21 protein-coding genes are annotated in these 21,502 nt (G+C 35.8%); 12 read left to right on the top strand and 9 right to left on the bottom strand.

From position 1 onward, the window contains the following. Positions 1–22: 22 nt before the first annotated feature. Both B0A80_RS06600 and B0A80_RS06595 read right to left on the bottom strand, forming a co-directional pair. On the bottom strand, positions 23–1,126 hold the full coding sequence (locus B0A80_RS06600; RefSeq protein ID WP_089076794.1) for a glycosyltransferase family 2 protein: 1,104 nt from the start codon (positions 1,124–1,126) through the stop codon (positions 23–25). Continuing rightward, on the bottom strand, positions 1,123–2,067 hold the full coding sequence (locus tag B0A80_RS06595; RefSeq protein ID WP_089076793.1) for a lysylphosphatidylglycerol synthase transmembrane domain-containing protein: 945 nt from the start codon (positions 2,065–2,067) through the stop codon (positions 1,123–1,125). Before B0A80_RS06595 ends, B0A80_RS06600 begins: the two co-directional genes overlap by 4 nt. Positions 2,068–2,120: 53 nt before the next feature. Between B0A80_RS06595 and B0A80_RS06590 the strand changes: the two genes are divergently transcribed. The 9 genes from B0A80_RS06590 (at position 2,121) to B0A80_RS06550 (ending at position 7,788) form a co-directional block, all read left to right on the top strand. Next, complete coding sequence (locus B0A80_RS06590) at positions 2,121–2,681, top strand: hypothetical protein (protein WP_089076792.1); 561 nt, start codon at positions 2,121–2,123, stop codon at positions 2,679–2,681. 40 nt (positions 2,682–2,721) lie between these two features. Continuing rightward, a complete protein-coding gene (gene ruvC, locus B0A80_RS06585; protein WP_083342461.1) occupies positions 2,722–3,276 on the top strand; it encodes a crossover junction endodeoxyribonuclease RuvC in 555 nt (184 codons plus the stop codon). 55 nt (positions 3,277–3,331) lie between these two features. Continuing rightward, positions 3,332–3,703: a four helix bundle protein gene (locus tag B0A80_RS06580; RefSeq protein ID WP_070906016.1), complete on the top strand. Its 372-nt coding sequence runs from the start codon at positions 3,332–3,334 to the stop codon at positions 3,701–3,703. A 78-nt stretch (positions 3,704–3,781) separates the two neighbouring features. Next, positions 3,782–4,939, top strand: coding sequence for a radical SAM family heme chaperone HemW (gene hemW, locus B0A80_RS06575; protein WP_089076791.1), 1,158 nt, complete (start codon positions 3,782–3,784; stop codon positions 4,937–4,939). Between the two features lie 90 nt (positions 4,940–5,029). Beyond that, positions 5,030–5,851, top strand: coding sequence for a cyclase family protein (locus B0A80_RS06570; RefSeq protein WP_089076790.1), 822 nt, complete (start codon positions 5,030–5,032; stop codon positions 5,849–5,851). Positions 5,852–5,880: 29 nt separating this feature from the next. After that, positions 5,881–6,282: a GNAT family N-acetyltransferase gene (locus tag B0A80_RS06565; protein WP_089076789.1), complete on the top strand. Its 402-nt coding sequence runs from the start codon at positions 5,881–5,883 to the stop codon at positions 6,280–6,282. Then, positions 6,279–6,629: a DUF4260 domain-containing protein gene (locus B0A80_RS06560; RefSeq protein WP_089076788.1), complete on the top strand. Its 351-nt coding sequence runs from the start codon at positions 6,279–6,281 to the stop codon at positions 6,627–6,629. The genes B0A80_RS06565 and B0A80_RS06560 overlap by 4 nt, the downstream gene beginning before the upstream one ends. Positions 6,630–6,637: 8 nt before the next feature. Further along, positions 6,638–7,009 carry an MmcQ/YjbR family DNA-binding protein gene (locus tag B0A80_RS06555; protein ID WP_089076787.1) on the top strand — a complete coding sequence of 124 codons (372 nt, stop codon included), beginning with the start codon at positions 6,638–6,640 and terminating at the stop codon, positions 7,007–7,009. Positions 7,010–7,080: 71 nt separating this feature from the next. Next, positions 7,081–7,788, top strand: a complete 708-nt coding sequence (locus tag B0A80_RS06550) for a PH domain-containing protein (protein WP_089076786.1) — start codon at positions 7,081–7,083, stop codon at positions 7,786–7,788. Between the two features lie 123 nt (positions 7,789–7,911). Here the strand turns inward: B0A80_RS06550 and B0A80_RS06545 are convergent, their stop codons facing one another. Next, complete coding sequence (locus tag B0A80_RS06545; protein WP_089076785.1) at positions 7,912–9,012, bottom strand: DUF4407 domain-containing protein; 1,101 nt, start codon at positions 9,010–9,012, stop codon at positions 7,912–7,914. A gap of 269 nt (positions 9,013–9,281) precedes the next feature. Between B0A80_RS06545 and B0A80_RS06540 the strand changes: the two genes are divergently transcribed. Further along, complete coding sequence (locus tag B0A80_RS06540) at positions 9,282–12,092, top strand: TonB-dependent receptor (RefSeq protein ID WP_089076784.1); 2,811 nt, start codon at positions 9,282–9,284, stop codon at positions 12,090–12,092. A gap of 76 nt (positions 12,093–12,168) precedes the next feature. Continuing rightward, positions 12,169–13,227: a phytase gene (locus B0A80_RS06535; protein ID WP_089076955.1), complete on the top strand. Its 1,059-nt coding sequence runs from the start codon at positions 12,169–12,171 to the stop codon at positions 13,225–13,227. A gap of 155 nt (positions 13,228–13,382) precedes the next feature. Here the strand turns inward: B0A80_RS06535 and pckA are convergent, their stop codons facing one another. Together pckA and B0A80_RS06525 are read right to left on the bottom strand one after the other, a co-directional pair. Continuing rightward, positions 13,383–14,987: a phosphoenolpyruvate carboxykinase (ATP) gene (gene pckA, locus B0A80_RS06530; protein ID WP_017494739.1), complete on the bottom strand. Its 1,605-nt coding sequence runs from the start codon at positions 14,985–14,987 to the stop codon at positions 13,383–13,385. Positions 14,988–15,288: 301 nt separating this feature from the next. Further along, the gene (locus B0A80_RS06525) at positions 15,289–15,675 is read right to left on the bottom strand and encodes a DUF423 domain-containing protein (RefSeq protein ID WP_017494738.1); all 387 of its coding nucleotides are present in this window, start codon (positions 15,673–15,675) and stop codon (positions 15,289–15,291) included. Positions 15,676–15,868: 193 nt separating this feature from the next. Here B0A80_RS06525 and B0A80_RS06520 point away from each other — a divergent pair, with 193 nt between their 5' ends. Then, the gene (locus B0A80_RS06520; protein ID WP_070906025.1) at positions 15,869–17,233 is read left to right on the top strand and encodes a saccharopine dehydrogenase family protein; all 1,365 of its coding nucleotides are present in this window, start codon (positions 15,869–15,871) and stop codon (positions 17,231–17,233) included. A 200-nt stretch (positions 17,234–17,433) separates the two neighbouring features. Here B0A80_RS06520 and B0A80_RS06515 read toward each other — a convergent pair whose 3' ends face one another. The 4 genes from B0A80_RS06515 to B0A80_RS06500 form a co-directional block, all read right to left on the bottom strand. After that, the gene (locus tag B0A80_RS06515) at positions 17,434–18,657 is read right to left on the bottom strand and encodes a M56 family metallopeptidase (RefSeq protein ID WP_089076783.1); all 1,224 of its coding nucleotides are present in this window, start codon (positions 18,655–18,657) and stop codon (positions 17,434–17,436) included. Beyond that, positions 18,654–19,025, bottom strand: coding sequence for a BlaI/MecI/CopY family transcriptional regulator (locus B0A80_RS06510; RefSeq protein WP_017494735.1), 372 nt, complete (start codon positions 19,023–19,025; stop codon positions 18,654–18,656). The genes B0A80_RS06515 and B0A80_RS06510 overlap by 4 nt, the downstream gene beginning before the upstream one ends. Before the next feature lie 183 nt (positions 19,026–19,208). Further along, complete coding sequence (locus B0A80_RS06505; protein WP_233430717.1) at positions 19,209–19,631, bottom strand: toxin-antitoxin system YwqK family antitoxin; 423 nt, start codon at positions 19,629–19,631, stop codon at positions 19,209–19,211. Positions 19,632–20,091: 460 nt separating this feature from the next. Continuing rightward, positions 20,092–21,480: a dipeptidase gene (locus B0A80_RS06500; protein ID WP_017494733.1), complete on the bottom strand. Its 1,389-nt coding sequence runs from the start codon at positions 21,478–21,480 to the stop codon at positions 20,092–20,094. Positions 21,481–21,502 lie beyond the last annotated feature (22 nt).

The following is a 21,502-nucleotide window of genomic DNA, read 5'->3' as shown; positions in this document are numbered from 1 at the left end:
TCTCGTTTATATAAGAGAGATTCTATTTCGTGAACTTTCTTCCCTTCCATTCATAAGAGCCAAACAAGCTGTATAAAGCTACAGCCGAACTAAAAAAAGGATACAACAAACTACTTAAGAACAAACTTTTTATTTTGTCTTTCACTAAAAAACGGTTCGTAGCATAGAGTAAAATATAATCGATTGCGAATTTTGAAAAAGCCAACAAAACAAAGAAATAATAAGGCAAAATCGAAAAAACAACACTACAAACCCCTACTACAAAACTCAGATTTCCTAAGAAAACAATAAGACCTAATAGCTTTCCAAAACTGCTTTGATAGGAACTTGTTTTGGCTGCCCAACGAACCCTTTGATAAAATAAGGTCTTCCAGTCCTCCGTTGGTTTTGTGCTTACAATTGCGTCTGCCGCTTTTAAATAGTGAACTTCATCAGGAAATAAACCAACCGCTTTTTGCAGTAAAAACACATCATCTCCACTGGCAATTTTGCTATTCCCTTCAAATCCATTTAAATCTTCAAACAGCGATTTAGTGTACGCAAAATTGGCTCCGTTGCACATAAAAGCGCTTTGAAGTCCAAAACTTCCAATAGTAGCACCTTGCAGACTCGTTAAATCCAATTGCTGAAAATGATGCAAAAAAGAGTTCTCACATTCGTACGTTACCGCTCCTGCCAGCATCGAAACCTTATTTTGCTGAATGTAATTATCGAATGTCAACAACCAATTCTCAGGCACCAGACAATCGGCATCTGTAGTAACAACCCAATCTGTTTTCACCAATTGCATAGCAGTAGAGATAGCATCTTTTTTGGGAGAATTCGAAATCCGAAGATTGTCAATTTGCGAAATTTGAAATGTGAAATGTGAGATTTGAAATTTCTCCTTAGAATTATCATCTACCAAAATAACTTCAAACAAATCATTAGGGTAATTCAGTTTTGAAAAACTTTCTAAAAGGTTAGGCAAATTCTCTTCTTCATCCCGAAACGGAACTATAATCGTAAAGCTTGTTTGAGGTTTCAAATCTATATTTTGGTACTTTTTTACTTTAAAAAAACCATAAATAAGCAAACCAATGGTAATCAAATAAATACCTAATATGACAGACAAACCCCAAATCATTCTGCTGTTTTGGTCTTAAAATTTAGTACATAATAAGCTCCTATAACAACCGGTAAAACCACATTAAGAAACCACATCAACGTGCTGATAAAAACTACAATCCACTCGTTTACCCCTAAAATTCCAAAGAAATAAATCGCAACACTTCCTTTTACCGCAAAATCCAGAAACTGAAAAGTAGGCAGTGACGAAGCCAAAAAGTAAACTACAGCAATAGTAGCAATTAGTGTAAAATAAGGCAAATCAACATCAAAAGCCAAGAACAAAAAGTAATACTGATGTGAAAAGACTAAATACCGTAAAATTCCTAAAACAATATTCTTACGATGAACTGATTTTGGGATTTCATTAATCTTATGTATCAATTTCTCGATTGAATATCCCTTAATTTTTATTTTCTTTAGGGAAAACAGAACAACAAAAAGCAACACAAAACCCCCAAATAAAACGGCAACCGTTTGCGTTGTAATAATCTCATATTTGGCATTGAAATACAATAACCCAAAAATCCCGAAAATCACCGTTAAGATCATCTGGATTCCGTTGCAGATCAGGTTTAAGAAAATTACTTTCTTTGCCTCTGATTTCGGATAATACAAGGCTTTTCCGGCGTACTCTCCTACTCCGTTTGGCGTAAAAATTCCGGCTGTTAAAGCTGCCAGCACTTGTTTTGTGGCTTCTCCTAAAGAAATCTCATGAATTACTTTAGCCAGATTTTGCCATTTCAGGATCTCGAAATAACGATTCAAAACGCTCAAAAGTAATATAAACCCAATTCCTAATACGGACTGATTTTTACGAAACAGCACAATGAATTTTTGCCAGTCCAATTGATCATTATGCGCCAACTGATTATAAATAAAGTAAAATGCACCTCCTACAATCAAAAGTTTGATTAGAAGAACAAGGAATTGCTTAGCTTTGTGAGGAATTGAAATCATGTCGCAAAAGTAATCAATTTGAAAATGTGGCAATTTGAAAATTGGAAAATGAAATGTTAGAATCAGGAAATAAAAAGCGAAATTTAATTAGCTCGCTGGTAAATCATCATTTTTGCATAGAAAACGTAACAAAAAGTTCAATATTAGAGGTTTTAAAAGCATCCAGTACCAAGATTGTAGAATTTGATGAAAAATTCGATTGGTCATTTTTATCTGATGAAAGTTCAAGCAAAACCACAAAACCATTTATGTTATTTGACCAAATTAATGAATGGAGTTATCTAATATGGAATGTTTGGGATTTTGAAGAAACAAAGCAAATGACATTATTTCTTTCGAAAGAGCTTAATACAAAAGTTTATTATTTTTTCGTTGATCCTTGGATTGCCACTTGCAGATGGGTTTTAGCAGATAACGGAACTCTTTTGACATCCTATTATGAAAGTCATGGTACAATTTTAAATAACGAAGACAATTCTGAAACCGAAGATATATTAAAACAAGAAGATGATTTCGAAGATAAGTTTTGGAATTTATACAACAGTATCTGTCAATCAATAGAAATACTGAATAAAGAACAAAATGTAATATTAACAAAGGGATATCTAAGCTGATAAACTTTAAACGTGAAACATCAAACCTGAAACAAAAAAATTGACAAAAGAACGCATCATATTAGGTATTGACCCCGGAACGACAATTATGGGTTTCGGATTAATTAAAGTCACCAATAAAAAAATGGAATTTCTGCAGCTTAACGAACTGCAATTATCCAAATACGACAATCATTACCAAAAATTAAAAATCATATTTGAGCGTACTATCGAACTAATAGAAACGCACCATCCGGACGAAATTGCGATTGAAGCTCCTTTCTTTGGCAAAAACGTTCAATCTATGCTGAAATTAGGGCGTGCACAGGGTGTTGCAATGGCAGCGGGACTCTCGAGAGGGATTCCCATCACAGAGTACGAACCGAAAAAGATCAAAATGGCGATTACCGGAAACGGAAACGCCAGTAAAGAACAGGTCGCAAAAATGCTCCAGCAGCTTCTTGGACTAAAAGAATTACCCAAAAACCTCGACTCAACAGATGGTCTTGCGGCTGCCGTTTGTCATCATTTTAATTCCGGTAAAGTTATTGCCGGTAAAAGTTATTCGGGTTGGGATGCTTTTGTGAAACAAAATGAAGAACGAGTTAAAAAATAAGTGATCAGTGATCAACTTTTTAGTGTTCAGTTTTTTAAACAATAAATAATACCGGATGACATTTCAAGATTTATTAGCTTATAAAAAATCTTTTTCTTTAGCAATGAAAATATTTGAAATTTCAAAATCATTTCCAAAAGAAGAGATATACTCATTGACCGATCAAATTAGACGCTCTTCACGAAGTGTTCCTGTAACTATTGCTGAGGCATATCGAAAGAGGATTTATCCTAAGCACTTTTACAGCAAGTTAACTGACTCTGATGGAGAAAATTCAGAAACACAAGTTTGGTTGGAATTTGCTTTTGCCTGTAAATATATTTCTAGCGATCTATACAAAGAACTCCTCTCTGAGAGTACTGAAATAGGAAAACTAATTAACTATATGCTTCTAAATCCTGAAAAATTTGGAGTTAAAAAAGAGTAAGCAGTATTCATCTGCTTAATACTCATCTTTTAAAGTTAAAAACCTGAACACTGAAAATCTGAACACTGAATACTATAAATGAGCGGCATCTACATCCATATCCCTTTTTGCAAGCAGGCTTGTCACTATTGCGACTTTCATTTTTCGACTTCAATGAAAAAGAAAGACGAGATGGTTTTGGCTTTAGCCAAAGAAATTATCCTGCGAAAAAATGAATTGAACCTTACCGACTCCGCTCGAAGTGACAATCAAATAGAGACTATATATTTTGGTGGCGGCACCCCATCCGTTTTAAGTAATGATGAGATAAACTTTTTAATAGAGACCGTTTACAAGAATTACAATGTTGCAGAGAATCCGGAGATCACGCTCGAAGCAAATCCCGATGATTTATCTCCTGAGCGTATTCTGGAATTATCTAAAAGCCCTATAAACCGTTTAAGCATTGGAATTCAGTCTTTTTATGAAGACGATTTAAAGATGATGAACCGCGCTCATAATTCGGTGGAAGCCAAAAAATGTTTAGAAGAAGCAACAAAATATTTCGATAATATTTCGCTCGATCTGATTTACGGAATCCCTGGTCTGACTGACGAAATGTGGAAACAAAATATCGAAACCGCTTTAAGCTTCGGGATTCCTCATATTTCAAGTTATGCTTTGACAGTAGAGCCCAAAACAGCTTTAAAAAAACTAATTGACACTGGTAAAATTGCAGAACCACAAGACGAAGCAGCTTCCAATCATTTTATGATTCTGGTTGATATACTTCAGAAAAATGGTTTTATTCACTACGAATTATCCAATTTTGGAAAGGAAGGTTACTTCTCCAAAAACAATTCGGCATATTGGCTGGGCAAAAAATACATTGGAATTGGACCTTCGGCTCATAGTTTTGACGGCCACAAAAGAGGTTGGAATATTGCAAATAATGCTTTGTATCTAAAAGCAATTCAACATAATGAACTTCCTATTGAAACGGAAATTCTGACTCTTTCAGATCGTTATAATGAATATATTATGACAGGGCTACGAACCATTTGGGGCGTTTCTCTGGAAAGAATTGAAAACGAATTCGGATCGGAATATTTGAATTATTTACTAAAACAATCTCAAAAATTCTTAACCGATGATTTGCTTTCAATTGAAAACAATATTCTTAGGCCAACTTTAAAAGGAAAATTTTTAACGGATGGAATTGCAAGTGATCTCTTTTACTTAAATTTGGAAGAATAAAAATTGAACGCTGATAAAACGGATGCAAGCAACGCTGATAAAAATCCGCAAAAATCCGCGTTAGAATATCTGTAAAATCCGTGTTCCATTATGCTAGCACTTATTGAAGGCAAATATCAAATCGACTTATCAAAACCCATTGATATTTCAATTCCGTTAACCAATACTGATGAAAACCCGATTGCCTGGTACATCGAAAAACCAGTCATTGAACCGGTCGTTTTTGGTGATTGGATTGGGAAGGTATCTGAAGGGAAATCATCTACTAATTTCAATAATATTTTCTTCAACCCTCACGGACATGGAACGCATACGGAATGTTTGGGACATATTACGAATGACTTTTTCAGTATCAATCAGTGCTTAAAGCAATTTTTCTTTACTGCCCAACTAATTACAGTTGAGCCTGAAAAAATGGGTGATGATTTAGTAATTACAAAAGAACACATTTCGACTTTGCTCAATGTGACAAATATTTCGACTTCGCTCAATGGGACAAATGATTTGGTTTCGCCCACCAAAACAATTGAGGCTTTAATTATTAGAACGCTTCCAAATCAAAAGGATAAAAAATCAACGAAATATTCCAATACCAATCCGCCCTATTTATCAGAAGAAGCGGCAATTTTCATCCGTGAAAGCGAAATTCAGCATTTATTGATTGACTTACCAAGTGTTGACAGAGAACATGATGAGGGAAAATTACTGGCACACAAGGCGTTTTGGAATGTAAAAGACACCCACAATCTAAATTCCGACGCACGATTAAACGCAACTATTACCGAAATGATTTTTGTTTCGAATGAAATCGAAGATGGAGCCTATATACTAAATCTCCAGATTGCTTCGTTTGAAAATGATGCAAGTCCAAGCAAACCAATATTATTTCAGATTTCAAATCTTACAAGGTAAAATCTTAAATATAAAATCGACCCTCTAAAATGATAACAGTTTCAACAGATAAGAGCAAACTTGATGTTTCGTTTATACAAAATTTCCTGAAAGACATTTACTGGGCCGCCGGAAGAACTATCGAAGAGGTGCAAACAACAATAGATGCTTCAGTTTGTTTTGGTATTTATCTTAATGACAAACAAATTGGTTTTGCAAGAGTCATTACAGATTATGTTGTTTTTGGCTATGTAATGGATGTTTTTATTACTGAAGAACAACGTGGCAAAGGATATTCGTCTGTTTTGATAGAACACATGATGAACGATCCGCAGCTCAAAAACATTCAGATTTGGAGATTAGCCACCACTGACGCTCACTTTTTATACGAGAAATTTGGCTTTACTGCCTTACAGCATCCCGAAAAAATGATGGAAAAGAAAATATCATGAAAACTATACTCAAACTTGAAGAACTGGGAATGTTTACTCTCGGAATCTATTTGTTTAGCCTTTTAAACTATCAATGGTGGTGGTTTTTAGTCTTCATTCTGGCTCCTGATTTTTCTATGATTGGTTATGCATTTAATTCCAAAATTGGTGCTTTATCCTACAACCTGTTCCACCATAAAGGAATTGCAATAATAATTTATATATTAGGTTGTTATTTAAAAATAGAATACATTCAACTTATCGGAATCATTCTGTTCTCCCATGCTGCAATGGATCGTTTTTTCGGTTATGGTATGAAATATCAAAAAGGTTTTAACTATACACATTTAGGTGAAATTGGTAAATAAAAAATAATATGAATCTGGAAACGTACTACGAATATTGTCTTTCAAAAAAAGGAGTTAGCGAGCACTTCCCTTTTGACGAGGACACTTTGGTTTTTAAAGTTGGCGGAAAAATGTTCGCATTATCCTCCTTATCACAATGGGAAAAAAACGAACCCTCGGTTAACTTAAAATGTGATCCCGAACGTGCTCAGGAACTAAGAGCCGAATATGAAGAAATCAAACCCGGATTTCATATGAGCAAAGTGCACTGGAATACTATCGCTCTCAACGGAAGTTTACCAACCGCTTTCGTTAAAGAATTGATCGATCATTCGTATGAATTGGTTTTCAAAAGTTTGACAAAGAAAATTCAGAATGAAATTATCGAATTAGAAAATTAGGCATTACATTTGCAGCATAAGACCAAAAAACTAGCAACTCAGTTACCATGTAACTTAGCAACTTATCAATCATGAAAGAACAATTTAAAAAATTTCTGAACGAAGAACAAGACCCTAAAGCGATTGAAAAAATCACTTCGAAGCTCAATGATTTATTGATGAAAAACGAAGAAATCGGGTATATTGCGGTTCAAAAAAAACCTGCAATAACTGTTTTTCCGGATAGCATAATCTTAACCAACAAACGTATTATTATCTGCAAACCTAAAAACTTAGGTTTATCAATGGATTTTACAGATTATACCTGGGATGATATAACAAGCACTTTTGTAAAAGAAAATATTTTAGGTTCTGAATTTTCATTTGGCACCAAAACTGATCTGACGATCTCAATCGATTATATTCCGAAAACTCAGGCCAGAAAAATTTATACTTATGCTAAAGAGCAATTGGATTTGTTAAAAAATCCTGCTGCTTCTGAGACTCCAATAACTGAGGCAACACCAATCGTTGAAGATGATTTTGAAGACGACGTAGAAGAAGTTGAAACAGAAGAGGTGACCAGTTTCGCCGAGATTTTGCCTGCTGCCGCTACTCCTTACGAAACTTTTGAACCTATTCAACCCGCTCCAACTTCTACAGGAGAACGTAAATTAAGCGACTTATCCAAAGAAGAACTTTTTGATAAACTGCAGAATTATAAAAAACTACTTGACAATGGTTTAATCATGCAAGGGGAATATGACACCTATAAAAAAGAGATTTTAAGCTATATGTAATTTAGTCTTAAAGTTTAAAGTCATAAAGTCTTAATGCTTTTGTGTGTATAAAGCAAAAAAGCCGGAATAGAAATTCTATTCCGGCTTTTTTACTTTATGACTATAGACCTTCGCCTTTACGACTTACAAAGTAGCTTTCTGCTTCTCCACAAAACTATTCGATTGCAGTTCCAGTAACTCTTTTGCATTTTTACGCTGTAAATCAAAAAGACCTCTGTCTCCCGCAATATCAGCATATACTTTATCGTGCATTTGGGCACTGGTTTTCACTAATAGTTCACGCTGGTATTTATTCTGTTCCAAAGTCGCTTTCATAGCTGTTTCGGCTTCTTCCTGTTTGAAATCAAATTCGCCTTTGGGTGCTAATAATTTTGCTATAATTGGAGAAGTTTCAATTGCCAGAAACAACAGCATGATAAAAAATGAAGGAAGCCAAGGCAACTTATTCAAGGCATTAATGCGCGCCATTAATCCGTCAAAACCTTCAATGATCGGTTGTGTCTGTGTGACTTTTTTATCTAAGTCAGCCTGTAATTGTTTTCCTGTTTTTTCTTTCTCGGCAATTTTTGCTTCGTTAATAGTCTTTAAAGCAGCAAGCTCTTTTAAAGCTGCATCGTGTTTATCACGTTTTTCCTTATAAACCGGTCCTTTCCCCAGTTTCTTTGTTCCCGAAGTCCCTTCAGCTTCTGTGATATAAGTAGAGTACAAAGCATTTACTTCTTTTTCTTTTGTCAGAATATCATTTTTCAAAGAGGCAATCTCAGCCTTGTTTTTATCTAAATCTGATTTGAAATAATTGCCTACCTGTTTTTTGTTTGCCAATTCCATCTCATTTTTTTCCTTCAATAAAACGGTATTGATTTCTTTTTCGAAAATTTTAATTTCCAGGGGTTTCGAAATTACAATTGCTATAATAATGGCCAATATAATTCTGGGAGTCGCCTGAATAAATTCATCCATAAAACGATCTCTTTTTTTAATCGTCGAAACGATAAATCGGTCCAGATTAAAGATGAGCAAGCCCCAGACAAATCCAAAAGCTAAAGCCGGATAAAGAGAGTCAAAAACGGTAAAAAGCGCATAAGCACTGGCCAGAAAAGCCATAACGGCAGTAAAAAAAACGGTGGCGCCAATACCAACATATTTGGTTTGTTCGCCATTTGAACAGCCTTCGAGCAGATCCCGATCGGCTCCGGAGCAAAGGATAAAAAATTGTTTTAACATGATTGATGATTTTTGATTGATGATTATTTCGTCAGTTCGCCCTTTGGGCTCAATTGACAGGGCAAATTTAGCGCCAAAAAATTAAATTCTAAGTTAAATAGTTCATTTCTTTTAAGTTGGCTTCTTAAAAAACATTTCCCATTTAAATGTTATTTCAACATTAATCTATTTTTAATGTAAACGAAGAATCATAACACTATGTTAATTTTTTTCAAGTCCTTTAATAACATTCAGGTTCTAGTTTCGCAGCAAATCAAACTAAAACACAAATGAAAAAAATTTATTTAGTAATTACACTTCTGTTTTTTGCCTTGTCAGGTTATGCTCAAAAGGCTATAATCTCCGGAAAAGTGCTGGATACAGATGACAAACTTCCTTTACCGGGAGCAATGATTCAAATTGTAGGTGAGAACAAATACACTGTTACAGATTACAATGGTCATTTTGAATTGCTTAGCATAAATGCAGGAACCTACCAGTTACAGGTAAAATATATTGGATACACCGCTCTCACAAAAGAAATTACAGTGGAACAGGGTAAAAACAACGTAATTGATTTTGCACTTAAAACTTCGGGAACTGAATTGAACGAAGTTGTGGTGGGAGACATCTTAAAAGGTCAGGCAAAAGCCCTGAACCAACAAAAAAACAACAAAAACATTGGAAACGTAATCTCTTCTGACCAAATGGGGCGTTTTCCGGATGCCAACGTTGGGGATGCCTTAAAACGTGTTCCGGGAATCACCATGCAAAACGATCAGGGTGAAGCCCGTAACATCATTATCCGTGGACTTGCTCCTTCATTGAACTCTGTTACCTTAAATGGAGATCGCATTCCATCGGCAGAAGGAGACAACAGAAATGTACAAATGGATTTGATCCCATCTGATATGATTTCGACAATTGAAGTCAACAAAACCTTAACTTCCGATATGGATGCAGATGCTATTGGAGGTTCTGTAAACCTGATCACAAGAGCTACACCAAACGGAGAGAGAATTTCTGCAACACTGGCCGGAGGTTATCTGCCAATCCGCGAACACGCCTCTTATACAGCCGGACTGGTTTATGGAAATCGTTTTCTCGACAATAAACTGGGAGCCGTTTTCAGCGGATCTTATAACAATGTGAATTACGGATCTGATAATATTGAGAACGAATGGGTAAAAGATAAATTCGGAAATGAATACTTGCAGGCATCTGAGATTAGAAAATACGATGTACAGCGTATTCGTCGCAGCGGATCTGTGGCATTAGATTACAAATTTGATGAAAATAACACCATTTTTGCCAATGCCATTTACAACTGGAGAGACGATAGAGAAAATCGTTTCAGAACTACTTACGATGATATTCAGCCCATTTATAATGGTGGACAAATTACAGCTTTTAAAGGCCGTGTAAAACGTCAAACCAAAGGCGGATCTGACAATAATCGTAATAAAAACAGCCGTTTAGAAGACCAACGTGTTCAGAATTATTCGATTCGTGGAGAACATTTAATCCACTCCAAACTGGATTTAGACTGGTCTGCCAACTATGCAAAAGCCAGAGAATACCGTCCAGAAGAACGTTACATCGAATACCGTCAAAAAGGTTTGGACTTAACTCAGAATCTATCTGATATCGAATTTCCGTTAATCGCAACCACCGGAGAGTCTCTGGACAAATTCAAATTCCAAACGGCTACCGAAAATACAAATGAAACCAGCGAAAGTGAATTTGGAGCAAAAATTAATATCCGTTTCCCTTTTACTATTATACCATCTCAAAAAGGTAGATTAAGAACCGGACTCCGACTTCGATTGAAAGAAAAAGAAAGAAACAACAATTTCTTCGCCTACACACCAATCAATACTGATATGGCTTTGCTGTCGCAGATTCCAAACAGTTTCTATGACGGTCAAAACTTTAATCCGGGAAGTAAATATGTTCCGGGTAGTTTTGCTTCGGCTAACTTTTTAGGAAGTTTAGATTTAAACAACGCTGCGTTATTCAACAAAAAAGCAGATCCATCAGAATTCTTAGCAGTAAATTTTAATGCTAAAGAAAACATTTATGCCGCTTATGTAAGATGGGATCAGGATTTTAACGATAAACTGTCTATGGTTTTAGGTTTTCGAGTAGAAAACACTCATATTGATTATACCGGAAACCGTGTTCTGGATGAAGAAAAATTAGAAAGTCAAATTAACACGACCAATTCTTACACTAATTTATTGCCAAGTATTTCATTCCAATACAACGCGACCAAAGATTTAGTTTTAAGAGCTGCCGCTACAACCGCTTTGGCCAGACCGGACTATTATGCTCTGGCCCCATATGTAAACAATATTGCTGCCGAAAAAGAAATTACAGCCGGAAATCCGGATCTTGACGCCACCTACTCGTACAATTATGATTTCATGGCCGAAAACTATTTCAAGTCTGTCGGATTAATTTCTGGAGGTGTTTTCTATAAAAAACTGGAAAATTTCATTTACAATTATAGCGACAACCAGTACACTGCTGCAAAATTTGCTGCTGATTTCCCAAATCAGGCAAATCCAATTCCGGCAGGTGAAAACTGGTCGTTTTTACAATCCAGAAACGGAGACACGGTTGATGTTTATGGCTTTGAAGTTGCTTTTCAGCGTCAGTTGGATTTCCTTCCGGGGAAATTCCTTAAAGGATTTGGTATTTATCTGAATTACACTTATACCAAATCTAAAGCAAAAGGAATCGCTGATGAAGATGGAAACGAAAGAAACAACATCAGCCTTCCGGGAACCACACCGCATATGTTTAACGGTTCTTTATCATGGGAAAACAAACGTTTCTCTGCCAGAGTTTCAACCAATTTCACTTCAGATTATTTAGACGAATTGGGTTCAGAATCTTATAAAGACAGTTATTACGACAAACAGTTTTTCTTAGACGCAAACGCTTCTTTCAAAATTACATCAAAGCTTCGTCTTTTTGCTGAAGCCAACAACTTGACCAATCAGCCTTTGCGTTACTATCAGGGAGTTAAAACACATACCAAACAAGCAGAGTACTATCAGGCCCGATACAATTTCGGTTTGAAACTTGACTTATAATAATTTACACCTAAAATCCTTACATTAGACAGAGCCTAACGGTTTCTGTCTAATGGTATTAAAAATCGAATCCATAATGAAAAATAAAACGATACTCGCCTTTATACTTTTAAGCACTTTATTCATCGCTTGTAAAGAAGACAAACTGGCACCCGTAGCTGCAAATGCTGTAAAACCAACTGTTGTTACCGAAGCCTTACCTCACGATACAGATGATCCTGCGATCTGGATTCACCCAACAGATTCTTCGAAAAGCATTATTATTGGAACGGATAAAGATACAGACGGTGCTTTGTACGCTTTTGATTTAAAGGGAAAAATCATTGCAAAATCTGAAGTTTTAAAACGCCCCAATAATGTTGATATTGCTTACGGCTTAATCGTAGATGGAAAAAAAGTTGATGTTGCTGTTACTACAGAACGTGAATCAAACAAAATAAGAATCTTTACTTTACCTGATTTAAAAGCAATTGACAATGGTGGAATCGCTGTTTTCGAGGGTGAAGAATTACGCGACCCAATGGGAATCGCTTTGTATACGCGAAAAACTGATGGCAAAATCTTTGCTATTGTAGGCAGAAAATCAGGACCATCAGGAAGTTATTTGTGGCAATACGAACTTTCAGGAAATGGAAAATTGGCAACAGCAAAAGTTGTTCGAAAGTTTGGCGCCTACAGCGGTAAGAAAGAAATCGAGGCTATTGCAGTAGATAATGAACTAGAAACTATCCTGTATTGCGATGAACAATTCGGAATCAGAAAATACAAAGCCGATCCTGCCTTAAACGACAACAAAGAACTCGCCATTTTTGGAAAAACTGGTTTTAAAGGAGATAACGAAGGAATCGCAATTTACAAGAAAACAGATTCTACCGGATACATTCTGGTCTCCAACCAGCAAGCAAACACTTTTATGGTGTACCCGAGAGAAGGAGCAAATGGCAATCCGAATAGCTACCCGCTTTTGGCAGAAATTCCAACATCGACTATTGAATGTGATGGTGCCGATGTTACCAGCATCAATCTAGGCGGAAGCTTTAAAAATGGCCTTTTCGTAGCGATGAGCAACGGAATGACTTTTCATTACTATACCTGGGATTTGATCCAGAAACGTATTGATGAAGGAAGGAAATAGTTTTTTTTGTTTCAAGTTTCATGTTTCATGTTTCATGTTTTTGCTAAACCATAAAACCCGGAATTTTATAAGTCTTGTTACATTTCACAAACTTAAAAAAACAAAAAAGCTGTTCACAACGAACAGCTTTTTTTAGTTTGAATTAGTAATCTTCCTTATTCTATGATCGGTGCGCCAGCCAAAATTTCGGCATTAGCAAATTCTTCAAATTTCGCGAAATTAGCTTTGAATTTCTGAGCCAATTCGACTGCTTTTTTGTCGTACAACTCAGGATCTTCCCAAGTATTTCTAGGATCTAAAATTTCATTTGGAACATTTGGACAAGTTTCAGGCTGTGCAATTCCAAATACTTTATGATTTTTAAAGTTTACGTTATCCAATTCTCCGTTTAAGGCAGCGGTAATCATGGCACGAGTATATTTCAACTTCATACGGCTTCCAGTTCCGTAAGGACCACCTGTCCAACCTGTATTGATCAACCAAACGGTTACGTTAGCTTCTTCCATTTTTTTAGTTAGCATTTCTGCGTAACGTGTTGGATGTAACGGCATAAATGGTGCTCCAAAACAAGCTGAGAAATTAGGTTGAGGCTCTGTAACCCCTGCTTCTGTTCCGGCAACTTTAGCTGTATATCCTGAGATAAAATAGTAAGCAGCCTGTCCAGGAGTCAGTTTTGAGATTGGAGGCAAAATTCCGAAAGAATCTGCCGTTAAGAAAAATATATTCTTAGGATTATGTCCAATAGAACCTGGCTGAATATTGTCGATATGAGTAATTGGGTAACTTACACGTGTATTTTGAGTAATGGAAACATCATCATAATCTACCTCGTTTGTTCCCGGTTTGAAAACCACATTTTCTAAAAGCGCTCCTTTTTTGATCGCTCTAAAAATGTCCGGTTCATTTTCTTCTGTAAGGTTAATTACTTTTGCATAACATCCCCCTTCAAAGTTGAAAACTGTATTTTCTGCAGTCCAGCCGTGTTCATCGTCTCCGATTAACTTACGTTGCGGATCTGCTGATAAAGTAGTTTTTCCTGTTCCTGATAATCCGAAGAAAATTGCAGTATCTCCTTTTTCACCAACATTCGCACTACAGTGCATTGGTAAAGTATTTTTGAAAACCGGTAAGATGAAGTTTAATGCAGAGAAAATCCCTTTTTTCATTTCTCCTGTATACCCTGTTCCTCCAATAAGTGCGATCTTTTTAGTAAAATCTAAAATAGCAAAATTAGACTGACGCGTTCCGTCTACAGCAGGATCTGCCATAAAACCCGGAGCACAAACTACAGTCCATTCCGGAGTAAAATTAGTCAATTCTGACTCTTCCGGTCTTAAAAACATATTGTAACAAAACAAATTAGACCATGCCGTTTCAGTAACAACACGAACATTTAATCTGTAATTAGCATCAGAACAAACATAAGAATCGCGAACAAAAACTTCTTTATTTGATAAATACTGTGTTACCTTATTGTATAATCTTTCAAAAGCATCCGGTTCAAAAGAAATGTTAACATTTCCCCACCAAACCTGATCTCCGGTAATACTATCTTTTACAATATAACGATCCTGAGGAGAACGTCCTGTAAATTCGCCTGTATTAATTGCCAATGCTCCCGTGGAGTTCTCAACACCTTGACCTGATTGCAAAGTGATCGCATGTAATTCATCTGCAGATAGTTGATATCGAACCTTTGCATTTTCAATTCCTAATTCTTTCAGCGAAATCGATTGCGTGAAAACTGTGTGACTGTCCATAAATTTTTAGTTGTGTGTGATGTTTAAGAGAATGCAAAATTATATAATTTATTATTAAACCTTTAAAAAAATTTAAATTTCACTTTTATTTATGCTAATTAGTTAAAATTTAAACTCCTAAAATGAATAAAACAAAAAATAAATGCCTCTAATTCATTTTTCTATAACCCTCTAAATGAATTTGTTATATTATTTATGCATTAAAGCAAAAAACAATAGAAACTCACATAAACGAGATTATATGTTATTTATGAGACAAAATTAAAGATTAATTTTTAGATAGAATTTTTTATTCGGTATTTTATGATTTTCTCCTCAAAATCGTAACAAATAAGAGCGCCCAGGCAATAATTAATAAAAAACCACCTATTGGAGTTGCGAATACGATAATTTTAAAATCAAAAACCGTGAGACTTTTAGTGGCTAACATATAGATAGATCCGCTAAAAAGCAATACCCCGGCAACAACCAAATTGTAGATTGTTTTCACCATTTTCTCGGCGATATCTTTTCGGGTCGAAAGAAAAAGTAAAAATAAGGCATGATACATTTGGTAACGAACACCAACTTCAAAAGTGTTTAATTCTTCTATAGACAAGTATTTCTTCAGTAAATGCGCACCAAAGGCACCTAAAATGATAGCTAACATTCCCATAAAAGCACCTGCCAAAACAATTCTTCTTTTCATATTTTCTATAACTTTCGATTTTCATACAAAAATACTTCAATAGTCCTTAAAAAGCATTTTAGTTTTGAAAAATATTTATCATTAAAAATAATTTCCATTTTTTTGGCATTAAAAAAAAATATTCAATATTTTTCCGAAATTAAAATTGTTATATATTTAACATTTTAATATATTTGTGTTATAAATATAAAATATGAGAAGCATTTTAATCATTGGAGCCGGCAGATCTGCATCGTCCTTAATTCGTTATTTATTGGCAAAATCAGAAAGCGAAAACCTACATCTCGTTGTAGCAGATCTTTCTTTGGCCTTAGCCGAAAAGAAAACACAGAAACACCCTAATGCCACTCCAATTGCTTTAAATATTTTTGATACTGAAGAAAGAAAAGCAGCCATCGAAAAAGCCTCTATAGTAATCTCGATGCTGCCAGCTCATTTACATATCGAAATCGCAAAAGATTGTCTTGAATTTAAAAAACATCTGGTTACCGCTTCTTATATTAGTGACGCCATGCAGGCACTTGACGAGGAGGCAAAGAAAAACAATCTGGTTTTCATGAATGAAATTGGTCTCGATCCCGGGATCGATCACATGAGCGCCATGAAAGTCATTGATGAAATCAGAGCCAAAGGTGGAAAAATGCTTCTTTTTGAATCGTTTTGCGGTGGCTTAGTTGCTCCCGAATCTGACAATAATTTATGGAATTATAAATTTACCTGGGCTCCACGAAATGTAGTTCTGGCCGGACAGGGCGGTGCCGCAAAATTCATTCAGGAAGGCACTTATAAATACATTCCCTACAGCGCTTTATTTCGTCGTACCGAATTTTTAGAAGTCGAAGGCTACGGGAAATTTGAAGCTTATTCCAATCGCGATTCTCTTAAATATAAATCGGTTTACGGCTTAGACAATGTCCTGACTTTGTACCGCGGAACCATTAGAAGAGTTGGTTTTTCGAAAGCATGGAATATGTTTGTACAATTGGGCATGACTGACGACAGTTATATCATGGAAGATTCTGAGAACATGAGTTACCGTCAATTCGTGAATTCCTTTTTACCGTATCACCCAACCGATTCGGCAGAAATTAAAACGCGACTGATCTTAAAAATTGATCAGGACGATATTATGTGGGACAAACTTTTAGAGCTTGATCTTTTTAATCCAAACAAAAAAGTAAACCTGCCTAATGCCACTCCGGCACAGATATTAGAGAAAATATTATCCGACAGCTGGTCTTTAGAACCAGATGATAAAGATATGATTGTTATGTACCATAAATTTGGTTACGAGCTTAATGGGGAGAAAAAACAAATTGACTCCAAAATGGTTTGTATTGGCGACGACCAAACTTATACCGCCATGGCAAAAACTGTAGGATTACCAGTTGCAATGGCAACGCTGTTAATTTTAAATGGAAAAATCACAACTCCGGGCGTACAGCTTCCGATAAAAAAAGAAGTTTATCTGCCAATTTTAAACGAGTTAGAAGAATATGGGGTTATTTTTAACGAGCAAAAAATGCCCTATTTTGGATATAATCCGGATTTGTTCTAAGATCTGGATTGTTTGTTTTTTAGAATTTTTTTTTTAGTTTTTTATTTTATCCGCTTCTGGAATCCAGAAGCGGATTTTTTTTTCTACTTAGGTTCAAAGAAGTAAAGGCGCAAAAAGTCAAAGTTTTTTTGGAACAAATAGCCTTGTAACCCAATAACTCTACCCCTTTGCACCTCAGAACCTCAAAACCTTTAAAAAACCTATTTTTCGGACTGTATCGTGATTGGCAGACGATATTGCACCCTAACTGCTTTACCTTGTTGAGTTGCTGCTGTCCATTTTGGTGAAAGCTTCAAGACTCTGGTCACCTCATTCCCTATTCCATAGCCAACATCTTTAATTGTTTTAATATCCGAAAGACTACCATCTTTTTCAATAGTGAATTCCATATACGTTTTTCCTTCAATTTTATTTTTCCCAACTGCCGCCGGCATTTTGAAATTCTTTCCTATAAACTTATAAAATGCTGTCATACCCCCTGGATATTCAGGCAATTTCTCGACATCTTCCAGAACATAAAGGTCTTTCTCTTTGATATCGCCTTTGATTGGCGGTTTTTGAGCCATTGTTTTAGTACTAAAAACAAATAATAACAAGGCATAAATTGCACCTACAGTAAATACTTTAAACACAATTTTAATCGGAGATTCTTTTTTGGTCATCATAAGTAAACGTTTTTTAGTTATTAAATAGTTGATGTTGCTCGCCAAAGCAACCGTATTTTTATTGGAAGCAAAATCAAGCAATAAATATTGATAGCTTTTAACCGACTCAAACTGCACATTTACAGCTTCATCAGCCAGAAATTCATGATTCAGTTTAATCGCTTTTTTATACAGAAAAAGCAACGGATTGAACCAAAAAACAATCTGCAGCAGCTCAATAAAAAGAACATCCAAAGTATGCCTTTGTCTTAAATGCGCATTCTCGTGTGCTATTAATTCTGACGGAATCTTACCATTTTCGAGTTCTGTTTTATTGACAAAAATTGATTTCCAGAAAGAGTATGGCAAGCCCGGTTCCTGAACCAGCACTATCTTTTGTCCATTTACAAACTGTACCTCATTGCTCTGTGTTTTCTTAAAAAATGAAATAAGATTCCATATAAAGCGAGCCATCAACATACAAAACACAGCACCATAAAGCACTACAATCAAAACCAACAGGAAGTCATTGGCTGAGATTGTGTTAAGCCGTTCAGTACTTCGCTTGAGTACAATTTCATTCAATTGAACCAACCCAATTCCATCTGTAACAAAAGATCCAATCGAGATAATTTGCAGCGGAATTACAAAGCTAAAAACCAAACTCACCAGCAAATAAGCGCGATTAAAACGAAACATTTTTTCGTTTTCTAATACCATTTTATATACTGCATAAAAAATCAAAAGCAGCATTCCCGATTTTAAAAGATAGCTTATCATTTTTTCTTTTTTTGAATCTGTGAATCAATTATTTTTCTGAGTTCTTCTAATTCCGATGTTGACAAATCGGTTTCCGTTGTAAAAAACGAAGCAAATTGAGAAGCCGAATTATTAAAAAAATTACTAATTAACCCGTTGACATGTTTAGAAAAATAAGCTGTTTTTTTCACTAACGGATAGTATTCTCTTGAATTTCCGAATTCATTATAGGCTACGAATTTTTTGTCGATCATTCGTTTCAAAAGCGTCGCAACAGTTGTTGTTGCCGGTTTTGGCTCCGGATACGCTTCGAGCAAATCTTTCATAAAAGCCTTTTCAAGCTTCCAGAGATGCTCCATTAATTGTTCTTCTGAGTTTGATAATTGCATTTTTTTCTTTTTAAGGTTCTGAGTTACTAAGATTCTAAGTTGCTGAGTTTTTTTTTTGCCACAGATTGAAATGATTTCAATGATTCCCCTGTATGCCACACTAATTCTATATTCTATAATCTTTATTCTATTCTCTTTACTCTATTCTCTTTGTTCTTTGTTCTTTGTTCTTTGTTCTTCTGCCTACTCCACCATCCGTTCCGAAATCAACTGACCGCTATCGTATTTCTTAACTTCGACTAATTTCCCTTTATCCGAATAAAACTTCCAATCACCGAAATAAAACCAGTGCGTTTCTACCGAATTGACTTCGATTTTTGTTTTTCCTTTGGATTGTACTTTTCCGTTTTCGTAATAATATTTTACAAGGCAGATTCCGTTTTTATATTTCTCTGTTTTATAAATTTTTCCGTTGATATATGATTTCCACTTTTTTGTGGGTTCTCCGTGTTTGTAATACTCAAACGATTTATAATCCGTACTGTCCTCTTTGTAATTGTCAATCCAGGCACCTTCCCTTTTCTTATCCACAATCTGATTGATCGGTTTGCTTTTGCATCCAAAAAGCATTACTCCACAAAATAACAAGAATACCAGTTGCTTCATCTGACTATTTTTATTCTACAATTATAGATGTTATTCTACAAATGTAGAGTTATTTTTTTAATATGCAAGATTTTTTTTTGAAAGGTGATGAGATTCTAAGGCACTAAGGTTCTGAGGGTTTATCTTTTGAGGTTCAAAGCGGCAAAGGTTCAGAGGTGCAGAGAGACAAAATCTGAATTGCCTCCAGCTTCAGCTGGAGATTGGAGAAATACAGGCATTTATTGGCTTTAGCCTAATTTTACACAACGATTTTAAAATACAAATCTGAAATTTATTTGGCTAAAGCCAATTATCTCATCCCACTAAACCTAAACTACAGCTGAAGCTGTAGGCTAATTATTACATCTATATTTATGACGATCTGAGCTTTAAAACAAAAAAAAATCCGCTCATTTCTGAACGGATTTATATAAAAACTTTGTGCCTCTGAACCTCTGTCCCTTTGCACCTTTTTAGACAACTACTTCGAAAGCTCTACAAAATATTTGTAAAACAACGGAATAGTTTCGATTCCTTTTAAGTAATTAAAGATTCCGAAATGCTCGTTTGGCGAGTGAATGGCATCACTGTCTAATCCGAAGCCCATTAAAATGGTTTTACTTTTTAGTTCTTTTTCAAACAAAGCTACAATCGGAATACTACCTCCTGAACGAACCGGAATTGCAGGCACTCCAAAAGTTTCTGTATAGGCTTTGTTGGCCGCCTGGTATCCAATACTGTCAATTGGCGTTACATAACCCTGACCTCCGTGGTGCGGCGTTACTTTTACCGTAACTCCGGCCGGAGCGATGTTTGTAAAATGCTTAGTGAAAAGTTCTGTGATTTCTTCCCAGTCCTGACCCGGAACCAAACGCATCGAGATTTTAGCAAAAGCCTTACTCGCGATAACCGTTTTAGCACCTTCACCGGTATATCCGCCCCAGATTCCGTTTACATCTAAAGTTGGACGAATAGAATTGCGCTCGTTCGTTACATATCCTTTTTCACCGTAAACATCGTTTAGATTTAAGGCTTTTTTATATTTTTCTAAGCTGAAAGGCGCTTTTGCCATTTCGGCTCTTTCTTCAAGAGATAATTCCTGTACTTTATCATAGAACCCAGGAATCGTAATATGATTGTCTTCGTCGTGAAGCGCAGCAATCATTTTGGCCAGAATATTAATTGGGTTCGCTACAGCTCCACCATATAAACCGGAATGCAAATCACGGTTTGGTCCTGTAACTTCAACCTCAACATAACTCAAACCTCTTAAACCTGTCGTGATCGATGGCTGTTGATTCGAAATCATTCCCGTATCTGAAATTAAGATCACGTCGTTTTTCAGTTTTTCCTGATTGCGTTCTACAAACCACGCTAAACTTGCTGAACCTACTTCTTCTTCCCCTTCGATCATGAATTTTACGTTACAAGGCAATACATTGTTCTGAACCATGTATTCCAACGCTTTTACGTGCATGTACATCTGACCTTTGTCGTCACACGCACCACGAGCGAAGATCGCACCCTCAGGATGAATCTCTGTCGTTTTGATCACAGGCTCAAAAGGTGGTGAAGTCCATAATTCTAATGGATCTGGCGGTTGAACATCATAATGTCCGTAAACCAGGACCGTTGGTAAATTTGGATCGATTATTTTCTCTCCATAGATAATTGGGTACCCCGGAGTGTCGCAAGTTTCGACAAAATCGCAGCCTGCTTTCGATAAACTTTCTTTTACTGCTTCGGCAGTATCAATAACATCTTGGGAGTATGCAGTGTCGGCACTTACCGACGGAATCTTTAATAATTCGATCAATTCATTGATAAACCGATCTTTATGTTGTTGAACGTAGGACTTAATATTTTCCATTTAAATTATTTTTATAGAAATC

Source organism: Flavobacterium tructae (assembly GCF_002217475.1).
In the GTDB taxonomy this organism is placed as follows: domain Bacteria; phylum Bacteroidota; class Bacteroidia; order Flavobacteriales; family Flavobacteriaceae; genus Flavobacterium; species Flavobacterium tructae.
This window is presented reverse-complemented; position numbering and strand designations above follow the sequence as displayed.